The sequence below is a fragment of the Clostridium ljungdahlii genome (assembly GCF_001636845.1).
Lineage (GTDB): Bacteria > Bacillota > Clostridia > Clostridiales > Clostridiaceae > Clostridium_B > Clostridium_B ljungdahlii_A.
Genome location: NZ_LITT01000023.1, coordinates 153613 through 176367 on the forward strand (window position 1 = coordinate 153613; position 22755 = coordinate 176367).

A 22755-nucleotide genomic window follows, 5' to 3' on the forward strand; every position below is an offset into this window, starting at 1 on the left:
CATCAGATGGAGTTAAAACTATATCTGATGCCAAGAATTCTGTTTATATAGTTTAGGAGGTTAAGGGTGTGAAAAGAAATATAGAAGAACTTAAGAAGATTGCTGTAACTATAAGAAAAGACATAATAAAAATGTTAACCGAATCTAGTTCAGGTCATCCAGGTGGTTCATTATCTGCAGTAGAGGTTTTAACCACTTTATATTTTTATGAAATGAATATTAATCCAGAGCAACCTAGAGATTTAAATAGGGATAGATTTGTATTATCAAAAGGACACGCAGCACCTGCATTATATAGTACCCTTGCAAGAAAAGGATATTTTAATGTAGAGGAGTTAAAGTCACTTAGAAAGATTGGATCAATGCTTCAAGGACATCCTAATATGAATGAAGTACCAGGAATAGATATGTCTACAGGTTCTTTAGGACAGGGCATATCTGCAGCTGTAGGAATGGCATTAGCTGGGAAAATAGATAAAAAGGATTACAGAGTTTATACTTTACTAGGTGATGGAGAACTTGAAGAAGGTGAAGTTTGGGAAGCAGCTATGGCTGCAGGACATTATAAACTAGATAATCTTACAGCTTTTGTAGATGCTAATGGACTTCAAATAGACGGACCTTGCGAAGAAGTAATGTCAGCATACCCAATTGGGGATAAGTTTAAGGCATTTAAGTGGAATGTTATAGAAGTAAATGGACATAGTTTTGAAGAACTAATAGATGCTATTGAAAAAGCAAAAACAGTTAGAAACAAACCAACTATGATAGTATGTAAGACTATTAAAGGTAAGGGAGTTTCTTTCATGGAAAATGAAGTTGGCTGGCATGGTTCAGCACCAAATATAGAACAATGTGAGAAAGCATTAGCTGAACTTGGAGGTGAGGAGTAATGTCAAATAAAATAGCAACTAGAGAAGCTTACGGAAAAGCATTAGTGGAATTAGGAGCTGAAAATAAAAAAGTAGTAGTCCTTGATGCGGACCTTTCAAAATCTACTAAGACTGCTAAGTTTAAGGATGCATATCCAGATAGATTTATGGACATGGGAATAGCAGAAGGTAATATGATGGCAGTAGCGGCAGGTTTATCTACTTGTGATAAGATACCTTTTGTAAGTACTTTTGCTATGTTTGCAACGGGAAGAGCATTTGAGCAGGTAAGAAATTCTATATGCTATCCTAAATTAAATGTTAAAATATGTGCTACTCATGCTGGTATTACAGTAGGGGAAGATGGAGCATCTCATCAGTCTGTAGAAGATATATCGCTTATGAGAAGCATACCTAATATGACAGTTATATGTCCAAGTGATGCAGTAGAAGCAGAAGCTGCAGTTAAAGCTGTAGCTGAAATGGATGGACCTTGTTATGTAAGACTGGGCAGGTCAGGAGTATCTGTTATAAATGACAATGTAGATTATAAATTTGAAATAGGAAAAGCAGTACAGCTTAGAGAAGGAAAAAATGCAGTTATTATTGCAACTGGTATAATGGTTGATGCAGCACTGGAAGCATATAATAATCTAGCAGAAGAAGGTATTAAAGTATCAGTCTTAAACATACATACAATAAAACCTATAGACAAGGAAGCAATAATAAATGCAGCAAGACAAACTGGTGCGGTTATAACTGCAGAAGAACACAGTGTTATTGGGGGACTTGGATCAGCTGTATGTGAAGTTTTAAGTGAAAATTTACCTACTCCAGTAGTAAGGGTGGGCATAAAAGATACTTTTGGTCAAAGTGGAAAGCCTGCAGAACTCTTAAAAGCCTATAAACTTACAGCAGAGGATATAGTGAAAGCTGTTAAGAAGTGTATAGCTTTAAAATAGCAATTTGTAGAAGACGATGTTATGATTTCATATAACATCGTCTTTTTAATAAAGTAAACTTTAAGCCTTAGTTTGTTAATAATAATTTCATATATTTAATTCTTGGTTTCATCCTTCGGTATGATATAATGAATTTTGTAATGTAGCAAGCTGAAAAACTTGTTAAATATAAGGAGAGATTTAAATGATACAGTTCAAAAACGTAAGCAAGGTTTACAATAATAACATATTCGCACTGTCAAATATAAATTTAAAAATTGAAAAAGGGGAATTTGTTTTTTTAGTTGGACCTAGTGGAGCGGGAAAAACTACTTTTGTAAAGGCACTTTTGAAAGAAGTTCAACCTACATCAGGAGACATTATAGTTAACAATCTCAATATTACAAAATTAAAAAGGAGTAAGATACCTTTATATAGAAGAAAATTAGGAGTAGTTTTTCAAGACTTTAGACTGATACCTACTTTAAATGTTTATGAAAATGTAGCATTTGCAATGAGGGTTATTGAAGCTAATCCAAAAGAAATAAGAAAAAAAGTACCTGTTGTACTTTCTTTAGTTGGGCTGGCAGATAAATACAAGTCGTTTCCACATGAACTTTCAGGAGGAGAACAGCAGAGAATTTCACTGGCAAGGGCTATAGTAAACAACCCATCTATATTAATAGCTGATGAACCTACAGGAAACTTGGATCCGGATACTTCTATGGACATAATGGAAACAATAAATGATATAAATGAGGCTGGAACAACAGTACTAATGGCAACTCATGCAAGCGATATAGTTGATTCTATGAGAAAAAGAGTTATAGCACTGGAAAAAGGTATTATAGTAAGAGATGAGCAAAGGGGTGCATACGGATATGAGGATTAGTACTGTAAGTTTTTCTATTAAGGATGCATTTAGAAATTTAAATAGAAATAAAACTATAAGTATAGCATCTGCAACTACGGTAGCAGCTACGCTTTTTATTTTCGGTATATATCTACTTGCTATGATAAATATCAAACAAGGTATATTGGAAGTGCAATCTAAAGTAGAGGTAAAGATATATCTTCAGGACAATATAACTAGAATTCAGAAGAGAAATATCGAGGATAAAATAAATACTACAGCTGGAGTAGTGGATGTAAGTTACGAAACAAAATCTCAGGCACTAGATAAGTTTAGAAATCAGTTGGGAAAGGAAAATAAATCTTTAGTAGAGGGACTTGAGAAGGACAATCCAATTCCAAGTGCATACATAGTGAAGGTTTCAGATCCCCAAGTTGTGTCCCGGGTAGTTAAAAATGTACAGGGAATGCCCGGAATATATAGTGTACAAGATGCCAGAGAAATTGTGGATAAAATTATAGCTATAACTAGAACTATAAAATGGGTAGGAACTATTATATTTATAATATTAATAGGAGTTTCACTATTTTTAATAGGAAATACAATAAAGATAACTGTTTATTCTAGAAGAAAAGAAATAGAAATAATGAAATACATTGGAGCTACAGACTGGTTTATAAGATGGCCTTTTATTATAGAAGGTATTATAATAGGCGTTGCAGGGGGAATAGTTTCAGATATAATACTTTATTATCTGTATAAAATAGTATACGTTAAAGCGGCGTCTGCCCTTGTAATAATGCAGTTAATTAGTCCTACTTATGTAATTACTAGTATTTTGGGAATATTTGTCTTGGTGGGTGTTATTATAGGTGCTGTAGGAAGTGCACTATCCATTAGAAAATTCTTAGAAGTTTAAATTAGTAGGATAATTAATTAAATTTTAAAGCTATATATAGCATGCAGAAATTTTATTTTTGCATGCTAGTTTTATAATAGTTTTACAAATTTATTTTTTTTAGTGTTATAATTATTTAAGATTTACATAAATACTATAATAGTGAATGTTTCAAAAAATGAGGTGAGCAAATTGAATAATAAGAGAAAATGGATATTATGGACTATAGCAATTGTACTTATAACAAATATCCTTACAATGTTTGGAACTACTAGTTTTATAACAAGTGCTCAGGGAAATACTGTAGGAAATTTTGGAAAGCTATTTGAAATTAGAAGTCAATTATATAAATATTATGATGGACCTATAAATGATTCAACTTTAGTTGAAGGTGCCATTAAGGGAATGACTTCATCGCTGAATGATCCTTATACTGTATTTATGAATAAAAAAGAATTTGAAGAGTTTAATGTTCAAACTCAGGGAAATTATAGTGGTGTTGGAATTCAGGTTGCAGCAAAAGACAATAATATTGTTGTAATGGATGTATTTGATAATTCCCCTTCAAAAAAAGCGGGAATAATAAAAAATGATATAATTGAGAAAGTAAATGGAACCAGTGTTAGTGGAAAAGATCTAGATAAAGCTGTATCTTTAATGAAAGGTCAAGAGAATACGGAAGTTACGCTGACATTATATAGAGAGAGCAAAGGAAATTTCGATGTAAAAGTTAAAAGACAGAAAATAGACATTGCCACTGTAAAAGGTGAAATGCTGCAGGATAATGTAGGATATATTCAGGTAAGTATGTTTGACGAAAATACTGCAAAAAACTTTAAAGATCAGTTGAATAAATTGAAGAATCAGGGTATGAAATCATTAATTATAGATTTAAGAGATAATCCAGGTGGACTTTTAGATCAATGTGTTGATATGGTGTCTAATTTTGTACCTAGTGGTAAGGTTATAGTTTCTACAGTTGATAAATACAGCAATAAAAAAGAGTATAAATCAAAAGGTGGGGATTTTACTAATTTGCCTTTGACAGTATTGACTAATGGAAATAGTGCCAGTGCATCGGAAATATTTTCAGGAGCCATTAGAGATTATAAAATTGGGACTTTAGTTGGAGAAAAAACCTATGGAAAAGGAGTAGTTCAAACTATACTTGATACAGGAAGTGGCACTGCACTCAAAGTTACTATATCAAAATATTATACTCCAAATGGAGAAAACATACACAAGAAAGGGATAAAACCTAATGTAGAAGTGATATATCCTGAAGAACTTAAGAAAGCTGCTTATGATAGGAACAAAGATCCTCAATTTAGCAAAGCGCTTGAAATAGCAAAAAGCAAAATAAAATAGATTTAAATTCTGACGAACTAGGAAAACATTTAGGCATTTGAAAGAAAATAGGCTAGCATACTGACTAGTTATTTCTTTGAAAATGCCTTAAGCGAATATAATTGTATTTGAAGTTTTAAGTTAGACAGATTGGTTCTGTCTAACTTAATTTATGGAGAGGGGAACTAATCTTAATGATATTATTGTATACATTGAAGTCCATAGCTTTTGCATTGACAGAACCGTATTTAATAATTATTTTAGCTGTTCTTGCACTTATGTTATACAGAAAAAATAAACAGATAACTGTAATGCAAAAGATGATAATTGGAGAAAGAATTAACTCTCCTTTTGAACTTACAATATCACAAATCGTAATAGGAATTTTTGCAGGGGTTCTCATTACTACTATTATGTCCTATTTAGGAATAGTTTTTGATGAAAGTTCCTCTGTAGATTTAGTATTTTTAGCATCTATAATATTTATGTTTTTTAATCCAAGGTTCATATGTTTTTCTTACTCTGGTGCAGTACTTGGATTTTTAAGTCTTACGATGGCTATATTATCTTCAAGGTTTAACCTTCCAAATTTGGATTTCTTAAAGATAGATGTAGTTGCCCTCATGAGTATGGTAGCTGTAATACATTTTGTAGAGGGAATTTTAATTATATTGGACGGAAAGACAGGATCTATTCCGGTTTTTACAAGTAAAGGTGGCAGTATAATAGGTGGATTTGCCCTGCGAAGATATTGGATAGTTCCAGTTGCTATATTTTTTATGATTCATGATAAATCTGCAATAGCAAGTTCATGGCAGGTGTCTCTTCCTGGATGGTGGCCTATAGTAAAAACTTCTATACCGTTTAATATTTTAAAAAATGCAGTTCTTACATTAATGCCATTTTATGCTGTAGTGGGATACAATAGTGTGACTTTTACTAAAAGTGTAAAGGAAAAGAGTCGAATATCTGGTGTTATTGTAATGCTATACGGTATTATTTTATTTGGGGTAGCACAATTGGCAGTTTTAAATATTGTGTTGAAATTCTTTGTAGTTATATTTGCACCTTTAGCTCATGAAGGAATTATTATCCTGCAGAGGTATTTGGAAAATAAAGGGGCACCTAAATACATAAGCAGCAGTGAAGGGATTATGGTACTTGCTGTGGCACCTAATTCACCTGCAAGTGAAATGGGAATAAAAACTGGAGATTTGTTGGTGGAAGTGAATGGTGAAAAAGTTGAAAGTGAAGATAGAATAACTGAAATAGTAAAGGAATATTCAAATTTTATTTGCTTTAAAGTAAAAGATGTATCTGGAGCTTTAGAACAGGTTAGTTATAACAAGATGAACAAAGATAAGAGGCTTGGAATAGTTTTTGTACCCAGAGAGGTGCCTAAGGACAGTATGGTTGTAAAGTTTGATAAAAGCCGATTTTCTCAAATGCTAAATGATATGAAAAATAAGGATAAAGATAAAGATAAGGATGATTAGGAAATGGGAGTTTTTAAAATACATTCTAAATTTAAACCTACTGGAGATCAACCAAAAGCTATAGATAGTATAGCGGGTGGTGTTTTAAAAGGAAATAAATTTCAAACATTACTAGGAGTAACTGGATCAGGTAAGACGTTTACCATGGCCAACATAATAGAAAAAGTACAAAAGCCTACACTGGTGCTTGCACATAATAAAACTTTGGCAGCACAGTTATGTTCAGAATTCAGAGATTTCTTTCCGAATAATTCTGTAGAATATTTTGTATCATATTATGATTATTATCAACCAGAAGCATATATACCTCAGACAGATACGTACATAGAAAAAGATGCATCCATAAATGATGAAATTGATAAATTAAGGCATTCTGCTACTTCTGCACTCCTGGAAAGAAAAGATGTAGTTGTAGTGGCATCAGTATCTTGCATTTATGGACTTGGAAACCCTGAAGAATATAAAAAATTAACTTTGTCTCTAAGGCCGGGGATGATAAAAAATAGAGATGAAGTCCTAAAAAAGTTAGTAGAAATACAGTATGAAAGAAATGATATAAATTTTGTAAGAGGGACCTTTAGGGTAAAAGGGGATATAGTGGACATATTTCCAGCGGCATCTACAGATCATGCTATAAGGGTAGAGTTTTTTGGAGATGAAATTGATAAGATAAGGGAATTTGATGTGCTCACAGGAGATACCATTGGACTTAGAAAACATGCAAATATATTTCCAGCATCTCATTTTGCCACTTCAAGAGAAAAAATGGAATTAGCTATAGAAAAGATAGAAGAAGAGTTAGAATACAGACTTAAAGAACTTACATCTCAGGATAAATTGCTTGAAGCACAGAGATTAAAACAGAGAACTAATTTTGATATAGAAATGATGAGAGAAGTAGGATATTGCAGTGGAATTGAAAATTATTCTAGAATAATGGATGGAAGAGCTAAGGGAAGTCCTCCACAAACCCTTATTGATTATTTTCCAGATGATTTTTTGCTTTTTATAGACGAAAGTCATGTTACTCTTCCTCAGGTAAAAGCCATGTATGCAGGAGACAAATCCAGGAAAGATTCATTAGTGGAGTATGGTTTTAGACTTCCTTCTGCCTACGATAACAGACCTTTAAAATTTCAAGAATTTGAAAAAAAGATAAATCAGGTTGTATTTGTAAGTGCTACACCAGCAGACTATGAATTGGAACATTCTGAAAATGTGGCAGAACAAATATTAAGACCTACAGGACTTTTAGATCCTGAAATTGTAGTGAAACCAATTAAAAGACAAATAGATGATTTGTATAATAGTATACAAAAAACTATATCAAGAGGATATAGGATACTTGTTACTACGCTTACTAAAAAGATGGCAGAAGATTTAACAGATTATTTTAAAGACATGAATGTCAAGGCGAGATATCTTCATTCCAGTATAGCTACTATAGATAGGATGAAGATAATAAGGGATTTGAGAAAAGGAGAATTTGATGTCTTAGTGGGAATTAATCTTCTAAGAGAGGGACTTGATATACCCGAAGTTGCATTAGTTGCAATCTTAGATGCAGATAAGGAGGGATTTTTAAGGTCAGAGAGATCTCTTATTCAAACTATAGGAAGGGCTGCAAGAAACTCTGAAAGCAAAGTTATAATGTATGCTGATGTTATTACAAAATCTATGGATAAAGCTATAAGTGAAACTAAAAGAAGAAGAAAAATACAAATTGAGTATAATAAGAAGAATGGAATAGTTCCAAAAACAATTAATAAGGCAATTAGAGAAGTTATAGAGTCAACTATGGTTTTAGAAGAAAAAGAAGAATATAATAGTCTAGAAGAAGCAGTAAAGGCGGACAATGAAAAAATAGATGAACTCATTGAAGCTCATGAAAGACAAATGAAAAAGGCAGCAAAAGAGCTTAGATTTGAAGAAGCTGCTAAACTCAGAGATGCAATACTTAAGTTAAAAAAACAGAAAAATAAATAATATGGATAAAAGAATTAGATAACTAAGGAGTTAAGTTTATGAAAGATAGCATAGTAATAAAAGGTGCTAAAGTTCACAATTTAAAAAATATAAGTTTGACTATACCAAGAGATAAGTTAATAGTTTTTACTGGGCTTTCAGGTTCGGGAAAATCTTCATTAGCATTTGATACTCTTTATGCAGAAGGTCAGAGAAGATACGTTGAATCATTATCTGCATATGCAAGGCAATTCTTGGGTCAGATGGATAAACCAGATGTGGAATATATTGAAGGCTTATCACCTGCTATATCTATAGATCAGAAAACTACAAGTAGAAATCCACGTTCTACAGTAGGAACAGTTACAGAGATATATGATTATTTGAGGCTATTGTATGCACGTATAGGGGTGCCACATTGTCCAAAGTGCGGCAAGGAAATAACCCAGCAGACAGTGGATCAAATGGTAGATAAAATTATGGAGATGCCAGAGAGAACTAAGATACAGATACTTTCACCTGTAATAAAGGGGAAAAAAGGAGAACACATAAAGATACTGGAGAGTATAGTCAAAAATGGGTTTGTAAGAGCTAGAATTGATGGAGAGATAGTAGATCTTCAAGATGAAGAGATAAAATTAGAAAAAAATAAAAAGCATACTATTGAAATAGTAGTAGATAGGTTGGTAATTAAAAGTGAAATAAGGAGCAGACTTGCAGATTCTATAGAAACCTCCTTAAAATTGTCCGATGGGATACTTATTGTAAATATATTGGGTGGAGAGGATATACTTTTCAGTGAGAAATTTGCATGTCCGGAATGTGGTATAAGTATAGGAGAGATTACTCCTAGAACTTTTTCTTTCAATTCACCTTTTGGAAAATGTGATACTTGTGATGGGCTTGGTACCTTGCTTGAGATAGATGAGAATTTAGTAATACCTGATAGAAAAAAGAGTATATTAGAAGGTGCTATTACGGCTTGGGGAGAAGGAAGTTTAAAGGAAGGTTCCTGGACTTTTAGTATACTGAAGGCTCTTTCGAGTACATTTAAATTCAAATTGGATACACCTATAGAAAAATTAGATCCTAAAGTAGTAGACATATTACTTTATGGATTAAGAGGTGGAAAAATAAGAGTTAAATACAGAAAAGAAAACAGAATGATGGAATTTAATCATTCTTATGAAGGAATAGTCAATACTTTGAAGAGAAGGTATATGGAGACAAATTCCGACTATATAAAAAAAGAAATAGAAAATTATATGAGTGATAATCCATGTCCAAAATGTAAGGGCGCCAGATTAAAGCCTGAGGTATTAGCAATTACAGTAGGAGAAAAAAACATATTTGAGCTGTGTAACATGTCTATAAAAGATGAATTGAAATTTTTTAAGGAGATACAGCTTTCGGAAAAAGATAAGATTATAAGTGACCAAGTATTGAAAGAAATAAGTGGTAGGTTGCAATTTTTAATAGATGTAGGATTGGACTATTTGACATTGTCCAGAACTGCCGGAACTTTATCCGGAGGAGAGTCCCAAAGAATAAGACTTGCAACCCAAATAGGTTCAAGTTTGGTTGGAGTGCTTTATATATTGGATGAGCCAAGTATAGGGCTTCACCAAAGAGATAACGACAGACTTATAGCTACTTTAAAACATTTAAGAGACATTGGAAATACATTGATAGTAGTAGAACATGATGAGGATACAATGAAACAGTCAGATTTTATAGTAGATATAGGACCGGGAGCAGGAGAACATGGTGGAGAGGTAGTAGCTGCAGGGCCTATTTCGGATATTATAAAATGTGATAGATCCATAACAGGACAGTATTTAAGCGGAAAGAAAAAAATAGAAATACCTGAACATAGAAGAGAATGCAGCGGAAAATATATAAAAGTAATAGGTGCTGCAGAGAACAATTTGAAAAATATAGATGTTTCCTTCCCCTTAGGGATATTTACTTGTGTTACCGGTGTATCTGGATCTGGAAAAAGTACTTTGGTAAATGAAATATTATACAAAGCACTACATAAAGAATTAAACAATTCAAAAGATAGGCCGGGACATTATAAAAATATTTTGGGAACAGAAAATGTAGATAAAATTATAAATATAGACCAAAGTCCTATAGGAAGGACTCCAAGATCCAATCCTGCAACTTATACAGGAGTATTTGATATAATAAGAGAAGTGTTTGCAAGTACTTCTGAATCCAAGGTGAGAGGATACAAACCTGGACGATTCAGTTTTAATGTAAAAGGAGGAAGATGCGAGGCTTGCAGTGGAGATGGAATAATAAAAATAGAAATGCAATTTTTATCAGATGTATACGTGCCTTGTGAAGTCTGCAAGGGCAAAAGATACAATAGAGAAACTCTCCAAGTAAAGTATAAAAATAGAAATATTGATGATGTGCTAAATATGACTGTAGAAGAAGCATTAAAATTCTTTGAAAATATACCAAGAATAAAAAATAAGCTGCAAACTCTTATGGATGTAGGACTAGGATATATCAGATTAGGTCAACCTTCCACACAATTATCTGGTGGAGAGGCACAGAGAATAAAGCTTGCCCATGAATTATCTAAAAGAAGTACGGGAAAGACAATGTATATACTTGACGAACCTACTACAGGACTTCACATAGATGATGTAAACAAACTTATAAATATACTTCAGAGAATTGTAGATGTAGGTAATACAATTGTGGTTATAGAACACAACTTAGATGTTATAAAGTGTGCGGATTATATCATTGATCTTGGACCTGAAGGTGGAGAAAAAGGGGGAAACATTCTCTGCATGGGTACTCCAGAACAAATATCTGAAAATAAGGGTTCTTACACAGGACAATACTTAAAAAAGATGTTATAATTTACATAAAGACTAGCATAACCACACCTATAATGCTAGTCTTTCCATGTATTAAGGGAGGATATTTAAATGGATCTTAGTAAATTGAGTATAGTTTTTAAAATTGTTATCATAGGCATAGTATATATTATAATATTTTGGGCACTGAAAATAATGTACAAGGATGTTAAAAATGGAAGCAAGAAAGGTAGAAATATCAATAGGAAATCCTTTGGGCTTGAAGTAGTTAATCCAGGTGAAAATGCAAATCTTAGGAGAGGTGCTGTAATTCCAGTGCGAAGGGAGATAACCATAGGAAGAAAAGGCGATAATCAACTTATGCTAGAGGATCCATATACCTCGGGACATCATGCAAGAATTTACGTAAAAAATGGAAAAGAGTGTATATTAGAGGACATGGGAAGTACTAATGGTACTCTTTTAAATGGTAAAAAATTAAGAGGCAAGCATTATTTGGCTTCTGGCGATGAAATTAAAATTGGAAACACATCCTTTAAAGTTATAGGATGATTAAATATAATTAGTTTTTAAAAACTATCATAAATAAGTGGGTGGTGGAATATTGGATACTACTAGAGATGAAAAAAAGTTATTAAGATATACATATTTTTTATGTTTTGTATGTTTCTTGAATTTGGCAATTATAAAGCAGCCTTTTGATAAAGGTGCTATGATAATGGCACTGGTAACTTGTCTTCTTATAGGATATTCTTACTTTGTAATAAGAAAATTTTTCTCCGACGGAGATAAATATATATTTATTTTTTCTAGTATACTGTCAGTTATAGGTATGGTAATGATATATAGAATAGATACTGCAGCCTCTATTAAACAAATAATTTGGTTTGCAATCGGAGTTACTGGATTCATACTCATTGTTGTATTAATGCCGGATACTAGTGGATTCAGCAAGTATAAATATATATATTTGGTAGTTACATTAATATTTATGGCAATGGGTACTTTTTCAGGTACTGAAATTAATGGTTCAAAAAACTGGGTTAGCCTGGGTGGAATTCAGTTTCAGCCATCTGAATTTGGAAAACTATTTTTGGTAGCCTACCTGGCGGCGGAATTAAAGGATTATAAAAATTTTAAAAATTTAATAATACCTTGTGCAGTAGTAATGATGTCCTTAGTATTTATGGTAATTCAGAGGGATCTTGGATCTGCTCTTATATTTTTTGGCATATCTGTGACCATGCTGTATATAGCTACCTCTAAATTTAGGTATGTAGCTATATGTTTTTTGCTTTCAGCTGCAGGGTCAGTAATAAGCTATAGATTGTTTAATCACGTTAGAACAAGGGTTATGATATGGAAAAATCCTTGGCCTTATGCTAATAATCAGAGTTATCAAATTGTTCAATCTATGTTTTCTATAGCATCTGGAGGACTTACCGGAACGGGACTAGGACTAGGACATCCGGAATATGTGCCTATTAATACTACGGATTTTATATTTGCGGTGTTGTGCGAAGAACTTGGAATACTTATAGGATTTGCCATAATAATATTGTATTTTTTGTTGTTTTATAGATGTATGAGAGCTGCTGTGTATGGAAGTGATAAATTCTCAAGACTTTTGGCAGTAGGCTATAGTGCAATGATTGCATCGCAGGTTTTAGTTATAGTTGGTGGTGTTATGAATGCTATCCCACTTACAGGTATAACATTACCTCTTGTAAGTAGGGGAGGAAGTTCTATGCTAATAACATTTTTTTCGCTGGGTATAATTCAGAAGATATCAGAAGAGGGTAGGTAGCATTATGAATAACATAGTGAACAATATAAAGAAAGTGATGATGGTCTTCTTAATATGTTTTATAGCACTTATTTCTTATATGACTTATTTTGAAATGGTAGTGGGACCTAAGATAGAGAATAGTCCTTATAATAGAAGATTATGGATAAAGAGAAATGAGGTGCTTAGGGGAACGATATATGATAGAAATGGTAATGCACTTACTAAGAGCGATCCTATAAATTCTGAAACTCAGAAAAGAGAATACACAGGGGGTGCAATGTTTGCCCATGTACTTGGTTATGTGGATCAAAAATATGGAATTACAGGGCTTGAGAAGAAATATGATGAACAGTTAATGTCCAGTAATATTCAGGATAGTATAAAGAGCCTTATTCAGAATAAGGGGAAATCTCAAAAAAAAGTGGGAAATAGTTTAAAAACAACTTTGGATTTGGAAACTCAAAAAATGGCTTATGACTTGCTTGATGGAAACAAGGGGGCAGTTGTGGCGTTAAACCCTAAGACTGGTGAAGTAATAGCACTTGTGTCAAGACCTTCTTTTGATCCTAATGACCTTGCAAATACGTGGCAGCAGTTAAATCAGGATAAAAATAAACCTCTTTTAAATAGAGCTACGGCAGGACTTTATCCACCTGGATCTACTTTTAAAACTGTAACTGCTGTAAGTGGATTAGAAAATATATCAGGAATTGAAAATAGATATTTTCAGGATAATGGTGAACTTCCTTTAGGCGGAGGATATTCTCTGCACAATTTTGAAGGAGAGGTTTTTGGAAGTATTAATTTTAAACAAGCATATACTCATTCCAGTAATGTTTATTTTGGATCACTTGGAATTGAGCTTGGAAATGACAGGTTAAAACAAACTGCTGAAAAGTTTTTCTTTAACAAGGAAATACCTACAGACGGAATACCTGTAGAACCTAGCAAATTTCCAGTGCTAAAATCCTATGAAAAGGGAAGTATAGCCCAGAGTGCTATAGGGCAGAGCAGTGATTTGGCAAGTCCACTTCAAATGGCAGTAGTTACAAGCACTATAGCCAATGGTGGTGTCTTGATGAAACCTCATTTGGTAAGCGATGTACTTACAAGTACAGGTGAAGAAGTAAAGAACATACAAGCAGAACAAGTGGGCCAAATAATTTCTTCAAATACAGCAAATACTATGAAAGACCTTATGAAATCTGTTGTAGAATCTGGAACAGGAACTAATGCTTCTGTGGAAGGTGTAGAAGTAGCAGGAAAAACGGGAACAGCAGATAATCAGACAGAAGGACCTGGTTCACCACCTCATTCCTGGTTTATAGGTTTTGCACCTTATGATGATCCACAGATAGCTGTGGCGGTAATTGTAGAAAATGGAGGACAGGGAGGAAAGTTAGCAGCTTCTATAGCTTCGGAAGTTATAAGAACAGCATTACGAAAATAATTGAAATTTTAAAATTCCCCGGGAAATTTTGTTGTAAAAAGTAAATTTGTTGTAAATTTAATGTTATAATATAGGCAATAAGCGGATTATCGAATTATATGCAAAAATATTTAACATTATGACAAGATAAAAAGGAGAAAATATGAAGGGGAAAACTCATGCAGAAGTGGGAATAGTTACTTTTTTGTCCGTTTACAACGTACTTCCGGGGAAATTTAATTATATTGGCCTTTTAATAGTAGCGTTTTCATCAATACTTCCAGATGTGGATCACCCTAAAAGTATAATAAACAAATATATACTTCCATTTAGGAATAAGACAAGTAAGATTATGGTGTATAGCTCTTTAGGGATAGGACTACTTTGGTACGATTATCTTCATACTAATGCACCTATTATTAAAGCTATTGGTATATCGTTTATAATAATAGCTGTATCTTCTCATAGAAATGGATTGACTCACAGCTTGATGGGGATGATATTGTTTTCTTTTATTATAGGATATTTAGGAAACATGTATAATATACACTATTTGGTGTACTATTTTATGATAGGATATGGAATGCATCTACTTTGTGACATGGTTACGAATAGAGGGGTACCCCTTTTTTACCCTTTTAAGAATAAAAAATTTAAACTGCCGTTAACTTATAATACTAATTCTAAAATTGGTTGTGTAATAGAGGATTTTTTAATGATATTTGGACTTTTATTTACAATATATAAGCTTCCAATTATATTTTGTAAGTAGTTTTAGGAGTGGATGTAGTGTTTGATTTTGAATATCAATTAAAGGTATTACCGGATAAACCGGGAGTATATTTAATGAAAAACTCTTTAGGTGAGGTAATATACGTTGGAAAGGCAAAAATTTTAAAGAATAGAGTTAGGCAGTACTTTCAAAATTCTAAGAATCATTCTGAAAAGGTAAAGGCTATGGTGAAGCATATTGCTGAATTTGAATATATAGTTACAGATTCAGAAATGGAAGCTCTTATTTTAGAATGTAACCTAATTAAAAAATATAGACCTAGGTATAATATCCTTTTAAAAGATGATAAAGGATATCCTCTTATAAAAATAACAGTAAATGAGGATTTCCCGAGAATAATATCTGCTAGAAATATGGTAAAGGATGGCTGTAAATACTTTGGACCTTATATTAGTCCTTCTGCTGTATATGAAACTATGGAAATTATAAAAAAGATATTTCCAATTAGGACTTGTAGACTATCAATAAAAGAAGGAGAAATGAAGGGAAGGCCTTGCTTAAACTACTATATAGGATTGTGTAAAGCTCCTTGTACTGGATACATTACTAAACAAGAATACGGAAAAATCGTAAGTGGAGTTATGGATTTTTTATCAGGAAAAAATAGAGACATAAGTAAAAAGCTTAAAGAAGATATGGAAATTGCCTCGAAAAAACTTGAATTTGAAAAAGCTGCAGAACTGAGAGATAAAATTATAGCAGTGCAAAAGATAATTGAAAAACAAAAGATAACCACTGGAGGATTTGAAGATGAAGATTTTATAAATATGTATTCAGATAATGTGGACAGCTGTGTTCAAGTATTTTTCTCTAGATCTGGAAAAATAGTAGGAAGAGAGCATTTTATTTTAGAAAATACACAGGATTTGCCTAAGGGCGAAATAGTGTCAAATTTTATAGAGGGATTTTATGGGGGAACTGCATATATAGCAAAAACAATATATGTGCCTGAAGCTGATGAAATTGAACTTCTCCAGAATTGGCTTAGTATGAAAAAAGATGCCCGGGTATATATTAAAATACCTCAAAAAGGAGAAAAAAGGGCTACTTTAAATATGGTGGAGGAAAATGCCAGGACAACTTTAAAAAATTTTAAATTGAAATTAATTCAAGATAAGAAGATGTATAATACTTCTCTCGAAGAACTTACAGAAGTATTAGATATGGAAGATATACCCCACAGAATAGAAGCATATGATATATCTAACATTCAGGGCGTGGACTCAGTAGGCACTATGGTAGTGTTTGAAGATGGAAGAGCTAAAAACAGTGATTATAGAAGATTCAAAATAAATTCTGTAAAAGGAGCCAACGACTACGATAGTATGAGGGAAATACTGACTAGAAGATTTAAGCATGGCTTTGATGAAATAGAGAGAATAAAGAAAAAAAATTTGAAGTTTAGTGCAGGAAAGTTTTGTGCCTTTCCAGATTTAATTCTTATGGATGGTGGAAAGGGCCAGGTAAATGCGGCCTTAGAGGTGTTAAGAAAATTTAATATAGGCATACCTGTGTGTGGAATGGTAAAAGATGATAGACATAGGACTAGGGGACTTATATATAAAAATGAGGAAGTTTTGATATCTCCTCATTCCAATGTAATTAAACTCATTGCTAGAATACAGGATGAAGTTCATAGGTTTGCAATAACCTATCATAGGAGTTTGAGAAACAAAAGAGTACTTCATTCTGTATTAGAAGACATACCTAATGTAGGTAACAAGAGAAGAAAAGAATTGTTAAAAAAATTTGAGAGTATAGAGAATATAAAAAAGGCTGCCATGAATGAACTTATGGATACGCCTTCAATAGATAGACGTACTGCCGAAAGTATAATTTCATATTTTAAAAAGAGTGAAAATTAAATCCTATATTTTTAACTTTATTTTAAATAAAAAATTTAGTTTGATAGATAAAAGAAAATATGATACAATTTGTAATTGCATTGTATATTATAATTACATAGTGTAACGCTTAATTTTAATTTTCAAGGAGAATATTTATAATGAATAAGTTTAAAGATTTTGCTACAAATTTAGAGAAAATATTAGATAAAGAAGACATAAAAATAGACGAACCTATGAAGGAACATACTTCTTTTAGAGTAGGAGGTCCTGTAGATATATTAGTTACTCCTAAAAAATTTCAGGAAGTAGTAGATGTTATAACGTTATGTAAAGAACATAATATACCTTATTATATAATGGGAAATGGTTCTAATTTACTTGTTAAAGATGGCGGAATAAGAGGCATAATGATTAAACTTATAAAACTAAATGAAGTTAAAGTTGAGGACAATAAGATTATTACAGGAAGCGGCGTATCGCTGAAGGATATTTCAGCTACTGCTCTTAATAACAAATTATCAGGTTTTGAATTTGCCTGTGGTATACCTGGAAGCGTAGGTGGGGCAGTTACAATGAATGCAGGTGCTTATAATGGTGAAATTTCACATGTTGTAGAAGGTGCAAAAGTTATAGATAGTGAAGGAAAAATCAAAGTATTAGATAGAAAACAATTAGAGTTAGAATATAGAAGCAGTTCCATTTTAAAATACAAATATACTGTCCTAGAAGTAACCTTTAATTTGGAGCATGGAGATTATGAGAAGATAAAAAACCGTGTAGAAGATTTGAATAGAAGGAGAAATGAAAAACAACCTCTAGAATATCCATCTGCAGGAAGCACCTTTAAAAGGCCAGAAGGTTATTTTGCTGCAAAACTTATAGAAGACAGTGGATTAAAGGGGAAGAGTGTAGGTGACGCTCAAGTATCTGAAAAGCATTCAGGATTTATAATAAATAAAGGGAGTGCAACAGCAAAAGATATTTTAGATTTAATAGCTATTGTACAGCATAAAGTTAAGGAAAAATTTAATGTAGACTTGTATACTGAAGTTAGAGTTATAGGGGAAGAGTAGAGAGCGGAGAATTGGTGCTGTGTATTGCACTGGTTCCCCTTTTTAGGTTATATTTATTGTTGTAGTTTGTTGTGATATAATTAGAAAAAGTAAAAATATTTTTAAATGGAGGGATGTGACTATGAGATTTGTTATAGTGACAGGATTATCTGGAGCGGGAAAAACTCAGGCTATAAGAAGTTTAGAAGATTTAGGGTACTTTTGTGTAGATAATCTTCCTCCTACACTAATACCGAAATTTGCGGAAGCATGCTATAAAACTGATGGGAAAATAGATAAAATAGCCCTGGTAATAGATATAAGAGGAGGTCAATTTTTTAATGACATATTTGAAAGCTTGAATTATCTAAAGAAGCAGGGTTATAAATATGAAATATTGTTTTTAGATGCTTCAGAGGAAGTACTTATTAAAAGATTCAAAGAATCCAGGAGAAAACATCCCCTAGCACCTGACGGAAGAATTTTAAATGGTATAATTATGGAAAGAAACAAACTTAGGGAATTGAAAGACAGGGCAGACAACATAATAGATACATCTAACTTAGTAACTAGGGAACTTAGAGAAGAGATAACTAAGATATATTCAGAAGAAGGACAGATGGAAACAGAGCTTATGATTACTGTACTCTCTTTTGGATTTAAATATGGCATACCTGTTGATTCAGATCTAGTATTTGATGTGAGATTTTTACCAAATCCTTTCTATATACCTGAGTTAAAAGAATATTCGGGCAAGGATACCTCTGTAATGAAATATATAATGAGTTTTAAGGAAACTAATGAATTTATAAATAAACTGGAAAACATGTTAGAATTTTTAATTCCAAATTATCTAAAAGAAGGAAAGAGACAACTGATTATCTCTATAGGATGCACCGGGGGAAGGCATCGTTCTGTATTTATTGCAAATGCCATTTATAATAGACTAAAAAACAATGGACACAAGGTTAATATTGATCATAGAGATATAGAAGAAGATGTTAATAAAGGTGGTAAAAAATTATGAAGATTGTAGATTGGCTTAGACCTGGCATAAAAGTTAAAAGGTGGGTTATGCTTGGAGCCATGGGAGTACTCTTTATAATATTTGGAGTAATAGAATTTGTAAACAGAAGATTTTACAGCCTTTACTATATATCATTTTATGTATTTTTAATCATATCTGGGATATTTGTAGTGTATATTTCCATAACTCAAGGTATGAGGTCTATAATAGCACTTATAAATAAAGGATATTTAAGTGTGTCGTTAGATTCCAGAAAGTTAGAAAATTTAATATATGAAAAACGTCTTTTGGTAAAAGGCCCTAAAATAGTTGCTATTGGAGGAGGAACTGGCCTTTCCACTATGCTAAGAGGACTTAAATACTATACGTCTAATATAACTGCTATAGTAACTGTAGCAGATGATGGAGGAGGCTCCGGAGATCTAAGGGAAGATCTTGGAATGCTCCCACCAGGAGACATAAGAAACTGTATAATGGCACTTGCTGATACTGAGCCACTTATGGAAGATTTACTTCAGTATAGGTTTAAGGATGGAAGATTGAAAAATCAGAGCTTTGGAAATTTATTTTTAGCAGCTATGGATGGAATATCTGGAAATTTTGAAGAAGCTGTCCATAAAATGAGTTCTGTACTTGCGGTAACAGGTAAGGTAATGCCTGTTACCCTTGACAATTTAACTTTAAAGGCCAAATTGAAAGATGGATCTATTGTAGAGGGAGAATCAAATATTCCCCAAAAAGCAATAGAAAGAAATAGTCCAATAGATAAAGTCTTTATAGAGCCTAGAGATGCCAGGGCATTAAAAGAAGCTGTAGAAGCCATAAAAGAAGCCGATGCAGTAATACTTGGACCGGGTAGCTTGTATACTAGCGTAATACCAAATCTTTTAGTTGGTGATATAGCTAGTGCGCTGCAAAATACAAATGCTGTAAAACTTTATGTTTCGAATATAATGACCCAGCCGGGAGAAACGGATGGATTTTCTGTAGAAGACCATATTAGGGCTATATTTAACCATGTCGGTGCTCCTATAATAGATTATGTAATTATAAATGTAGGTAAAATAAATACGGAGCTAGAAGGGAAATATAAAGAAGAAGAATCTCATTTAGTTAAAATAAATGAAGATTTAGTAGCTTCTATGGGGGTAAAAGTAATTGAAGGGGATTTTATAAGTATTAAGAATGGACTTATAAGGCATAATTCTGAAAAATTAGCTTCCATACTTATAGAAACTATTATGGATAAAAAACTGTTATTTGATAGAAAGAAGATAATAGAATATTTCTATTTATCAGAAAGATTAAAGGAAAATAGGAGATAAGTGGGAGATATATATGTCATTTTCATTGAAAGTAAAAAATGAAGTTTGTAGGTATTCAGATATAGATGAGGAAGAAGCTATAGCAGAATTGTCTGCCATAATGAAGGTTAGTGGAACTTTGATGCTTGGAGGGAATAGGCAGTTTAGCTTTAAGATAATTACTGAAAATGCGGCAATTGCCAGATTCATATTTAAGATATTGAAGGATATTTTTCATATACATACTAGAATACTGGTTAAAAGGAGTAATTCTTTAAAAAAAAATAATGTGTACGTAATAATGATAACAGAAGATGCTGATGTAAGATCCATACTTAAAAAAGTAGGACTTTTAAAGGAAGAAGAAGATGTTTTTTCACTGGATTATAGTATAACAAAAAATATTAAGGAAAATGAAAAACTAAAAAAGGCCTATATAAGGGGAGCTTTTTTAGGTGGTGGGAGTATAAGTAATCCAGAAAAGACATATCACCTTGAATTTGTAACCCATGACAGTGATTATGCATTGGATTTGAGTAAACTTATAAATGGATATGGATTAAGCTCTAAAGTAATACAGAGAAAGAGTAGTTTTATAGTGTATATTAAAGAAGGAGAGCAGATAGTGGATCTTTTGAATATAATAGGAGCACACTCTTCTCTTTTGGAATTAGAGAACATAAGGATAATGAAGGAAATGAGGAATAACGTAAATAGGTTGGTGAATTGTGAGACTGCAAATTTGAGTAAAACTGTTAATGCAGCAGTAAGACAAATGGAAAGTATAAAGCTTATACAAAAAGAAATAGGGTTAAATAGACTGCCTGAAAATTTAAGGGATATTGCGGAACTTCGGTTAAATTACCCAGATGAATCTTTAAAGGAATTAGGTGAAATGTTGAATCCTAAAGTAGGTAAATCTGGAGTAAATCACAGACTTAGAAGAATTGAGAAAATAGCAGATGAACTGAGAAAAGAAAGGTAGGCACAGATTATATGTCAAAACACGAGGATATAATCAAGTACATACTTTCACTAGAAACTGGTACTAAAATTTCAGTGAGAAGTATAGCAAGTGAGTTAGGGGTTAGTGATGGAACGGCATATAGGGCTATAAAAGATTCAGATAGCCTTGGAATAGTTACTACAATTCCAAGAGTGGGAACTGTGAGGATTGAAAAAGTTGAAAAGAAAAATATGGAGTCTCTAACTTATGGTGAGGTAATAAACATAGTAGATGGAAGTTTGCTTGGGGGAAAAAATGGAGTACATAAAGTACTACATCGATTTATAATAGGAGCTATGACCATAGAAGCCATGAAACAGTATATAAAAAAGATTGTTTAGTCATAATAGGAAACAGAGAAGAAGCCCAAAGACTTGCCCTTTTAAACGATGCAGGAGTCCTTATAACTGGTGGCTTTGGATGCAGCAATCAGATAAAGAACCTGGCTAACGAAAAGGGTCTTCCTATAATATCTACCAGCTATGATACTTTTACTGTAGCTAGTATGATAAATAAAGCTATTTCAGAAAATTTAATAAAAAAAGAAATAGTGCTTGTAGAAGATATAATGCAAATTAACCCGTCGTATCTTAACGTTAAGGATACGGTACTTAAGTGGAAGCAAATGATGAAAGAATTTAAGCATGACAGATATCCTGTAGTAGATGATGAAAATAAACTAGTAGGAATTGTTGCACCAAAGGATTTACCAAGTCATGGTTCTGATGATGAAGTTATAGGCAGGGTGATGTCCAAGGAACCAATTACAGTAACACCTAAAACTACAGTAGCTTATGCAGCTCATATAATGGGGTGGGATGGTATAGAATTATTTCCTGTAGTAAAAGGTAAAAAATTAATAGGAGTTATAACTAGGAAAGATGTGATAAAGGCACTTCAATACATGGCAAGGCAACCTCAACTAGCAGAAACTCTTGAAGACTCCATACTAAAGAAATTTGAATTTCAGGTTAAGGATGGTAGAAATTGCTTTACAGGAAGAATAACTGCAGAAATGTTAGATTCTATGGGGACAGGTTCCTGGGGTACCTTAAATATGCTCTTGTCCACTATGGCAATTGTAATCTTGAGACAGAAAAACAATGCAAATATACTTGTAGATAATATAAATACATATTTTATGAAGCCCGTACAAATTGATAATGAAATTACAATATATGTAGATGTAATAGGCAAAGGTATAAATTATTGCAAAGTAGAAGTTAGTATGCTTAATGATAAAAAGGATATAGTTGGGAAAAGCATTTTATCTGCAAAAATGATAAGAAGGTAATG

17 protein-coding genes and 1 pseudogene are annotated in these 22755 nt (G+C 32.6%); all 18 read left to right on the forward strand.

From position 1 onward, the window contains the following. Positions 1-68 precede the first annotated feature (68 nt). The 18 genes and pseudogenes from WY13_RS10480 to WY13_RS10565 all read left to right on the forward strand — a co-directional run bounded on the left by WY13_RS10480 (position 69) and on the right by WY13_RS10565 (position 22753). Positions 69-893 (forward strand): transketolase, encoded by an 825-nt coding sequence (locus tag WY13_RS10480; RefSeq protein WP_063555607.1) that lies wholly within the window; start codon positions 69-71, stop codon positions 891-893. Further along, positions 893-1834 carry a transketolase family protein gene (locus tag WY13_RS10485; RefSeq protein ID WP_063555608.1) on the forward strand — a complete coding sequence of 314 codons (942 nt, stop codon included), beginning with the start codon at positions 893-895 and terminating at the stop codon, positions 1832-1834. The genes WY13_RS10480 and WY13_RS10485 overlap by 1 nt, the downstream gene beginning before the upstream one ends. A 184-nt stretch (positions 1835-2018) precedes the next feature. Continuing rightward, a complete protein-coding gene (ftsE, locus tag WY13_RS10490) occupies positions 2019-2705 on the forward strand; it encodes a cell division ATP-binding protein FtsE (RefSeq protein ID WP_063555609.1) in 687 nt (228 codons plus the stop codon). Beyond that, the gene (gene ftsX, locus WY13_RS10495) at positions 2695-3585 is read left to right on the forward strand and encodes a permease-like cell division protein FtsX (RefSeq protein ID WP_063555610.1); all 891 of its coding nucleotides are present in this window, start codon (positions 2695-2697) and stop codon (positions 3583-3585) included. Before ftsE ends, ftsX begins: the two co-directional genes overlap by 11 nt. Positions 3586-3756: 171 nt before the next feature. Further along, positions 3757-4932, forward strand: a complete 1176-nt coding sequence (locus WY13_RS10500; RefSeq protein WP_063555611.1) for a S41 family peptidase — start codon at positions 3757-3759, stop codon at positions 4930-4932. 173 nt (positions 4933-5105) lie between these two features. After that, positions 5106-6407, forward strand: coding sequence for a PDZ domain-containing protein (locus WY13_RS10505; RefSeq protein ID WP_063555612.1), 1302 nt, complete (start codon positions 5106-5108; stop codon positions 6405-6407). A gap of 3 nt (positions 6408-6410) precedes the next feature. Beyond that, positions 6411-8393: an excinuclease ABC subunit UvrB gene (uvrB, locus tag WY13_RS10510; protein ID WP_063555613.1), complete on the forward strand. Its 1983-nt coding sequence runs from the start codon at positions 6411-6413 to the stop codon at positions 8391-8393. 38 nt (positions 8394-8431) lie between these two features. Continuing rightward, positions 8432-11254: an excinuclease ABC subunit UvrA gene (gene uvrA, locus WY13_RS10515; protein ID WP_063555614.1), complete on the forward strand. Its 2823-nt coding sequence runs from the start codon at positions 8432-8434 to the stop codon at positions 11252-11254. Between the two features lie 69 nt (positions 11255-11323). After that, the gene (locus tag WY13_RS10520) at positions 11324-11764 is read left to right on the forward strand and encodes an FHA domain-containing protein (protein ID WP_063555615.1); all 441 of its coding nucleotides are present in this window, start codon (positions 11324-11326) and stop codon (positions 11762-11764) included. A gap of 52 nt (positions 11765-11816) precedes the next feature. Then, entirely contained in the window at positions 11817-13019 is a 1203-nt protein-coding gene (locus WY13_RS10525; protein WP_063555616.1) for an FtsW/RodA/SpoVE family cell cycle protein, read from the forward strand. 4 nt (positions 13020-13023) lie between these two features. Further along, positions 13024-14451 (forward strand): peptidoglycan D,D-transpeptidase FtsI family protein, encoded by a 1428-nt coding sequence (locus WY13_RS10530; RefSeq protein WP_063555617.1) that lies wholly within the window; start codon positions 13024-13026, stop codon positions 14449-14451. 142 nt (positions 14452-14593) lie between these two features. Next, positions 14594-15202 (forward strand): metal-dependent hydrolase, encoded by a 609-nt coding sequence (locus WY13_RS10535; RefSeq protein ID WP_063555618.1) that lies wholly within the window; start codon positions 14594-14596, stop codon positions 15200-15202. A 17-nt stretch (positions 15203-15219) separates the two neighbouring features. Then, positions 15220-17088, forward strand: coding sequence for an excinuclease ABC subunit UvrC (uvrC, locus tag WY13_RS10540; RefSeq protein WP_063555619.1), 1869 nt, complete (start codon positions 15220-15222; stop codon positions 17086-17088). A 140-nt stretch (positions 17089-17228) separates the two neighbouring features. Further along, on the forward strand, positions 17229-18143 hold the full coding sequence (gene murB / locus WY13_RS10545) for a UDP-N-acetylmuramate dehydrogenase (protein WP_063555620.1): 915 nt from the start codon (positions 17229-17231) through the stop codon (positions 18141-18143). Positions 18144-18264: 121 nt separating this feature from the next. Beyond that, entirely contained in the window at positions 18265-19149 is an 885-nt protein-coding gene (gene rapZ / locus WY13_RS10550) for an RNase adapter RapZ (RefSeq protein ID WP_063555621.1), read from the forward strand. Further along, positions 19146-20474 (forward strand): gluconeogenesis factor YvcK family protein, encoded by a 1329-nt coding sequence (locus WY13_RS10555; RefSeq protein ID WP_063555622.1) that lies wholly within the window; start codon positions 19146-19148, stop codon positions 20472-20474. The genes rapZ and WY13_RS10555 overlap by 4 nt, the downstream gene beginning before the upstream one ends. 13 nt (positions 20475-20487) lie before the next feature. Then, positions 20488-21438 carry a DNA-binding protein WhiA gene (gene whiA, locus WY13_RS10560; protein WP_063555623.1) on the forward strand — a complete coding sequence of 317 codons (951 nt, stop codon included), beginning with the start codon at positions 20488-20490 and terminating at the stop codon, positions 21436-21438. An 11-nt stretch (positions 21439-21449) separates the two neighbouring features. Further along, positions 21450-22753, forward strand: a pseudogene (locus WY13_RS10565) (DRTGG domain-containing protein). The last annotated feature ends 2 nt before the right edge of the window (positions 22754-22755 follow it).

Bases quoted from the DNA above. Each gene is read 5' to 3' on its own strand.
- WY13_RS10485 (WP_063555608.1), top strand. From the start codon at position 893: ATGTCAAATAAAATAGCAACTAGAGAAGCTTACGGAAAAGCATTAGTG.
- ftsE (WP_063555609.1), top strand. From the start codon at position 2,019: ATGATACAGTTCAAAAACGTAAGCAAGGTTTACAATAATAACATATTC.
- ftsX (WP_063555610.1), top strand. From the start codon at position 2,695: ATGAGGATTAGTACTGTAAGTTTTTCTATTAAGGATGCATTTAGAAAT.
- WY13_RS10505 (WP_063555612.1), top strand. From the start codon at position 5,106: ATGATATTATTGTATACATTGAAGTCCATAGCTTTTGCATTGACAGAA.
- uvrB (WP_063555613.1), top strand. From the start codon at position 6,411: ATGGGAGTTTTTAAAATACATTCTAAATTTAAACCTACTGGAGATCAA.
- uvrA (WP_063555614.1), top strand. From the start codon at position 8,432: ATGAAAGATAGCATAGTAATAAAAGGTGCTAAAGTTCACAATTTAAAA.
- WY13_RS10520 (WP_063555615.1), top strand. From the start codon at position 11,324: ATGGATCTTAGTAAATTGAGTATAGTTTTTAAAATTGTTATCATAGGC.
- WY13_RS10530 (WP_063555617.1), top strand. From the start codon at position 13,024: ATGAATAACATAGTGAACAATATAAAGAAAGTGATGATGGTCTTCTTA.
- WY13_RS10535 (WP_063555618.1), top strand. From the start codon at position 14,594: ATGAAGGGGAAAACTCATGCAGAAGTGGGAATAGTTACTTTTTTGTCC.
- murB (WP_063555620.1), top strand. From the start codon at position 17,229: ATGAATAAGTTTAAAGATTTTGCTACAAATTTAGAGAAAATATTAGAT.
- rapZ (WP_063555621.1), top strand. From the start codon at position 18,265: ATGAGATTTGTTATAGTGACAGGATTATCTGGAGCGGGAAAAACTCAG.
- WY13_RS10555 (WP_063555622.1), top strand. From the start codon at position 19,146: ATGAAGATTGTAGATTGGCTTAGACCTGGCATAAAAGTTAAAAGGTGG.
- whiA (WP_063555623.1), top strand. From the start codon at position 20,488: ATGTCATTTTCATTGAAAGTAAAAAATGAAGTTTGTAGGTATTCAGAT.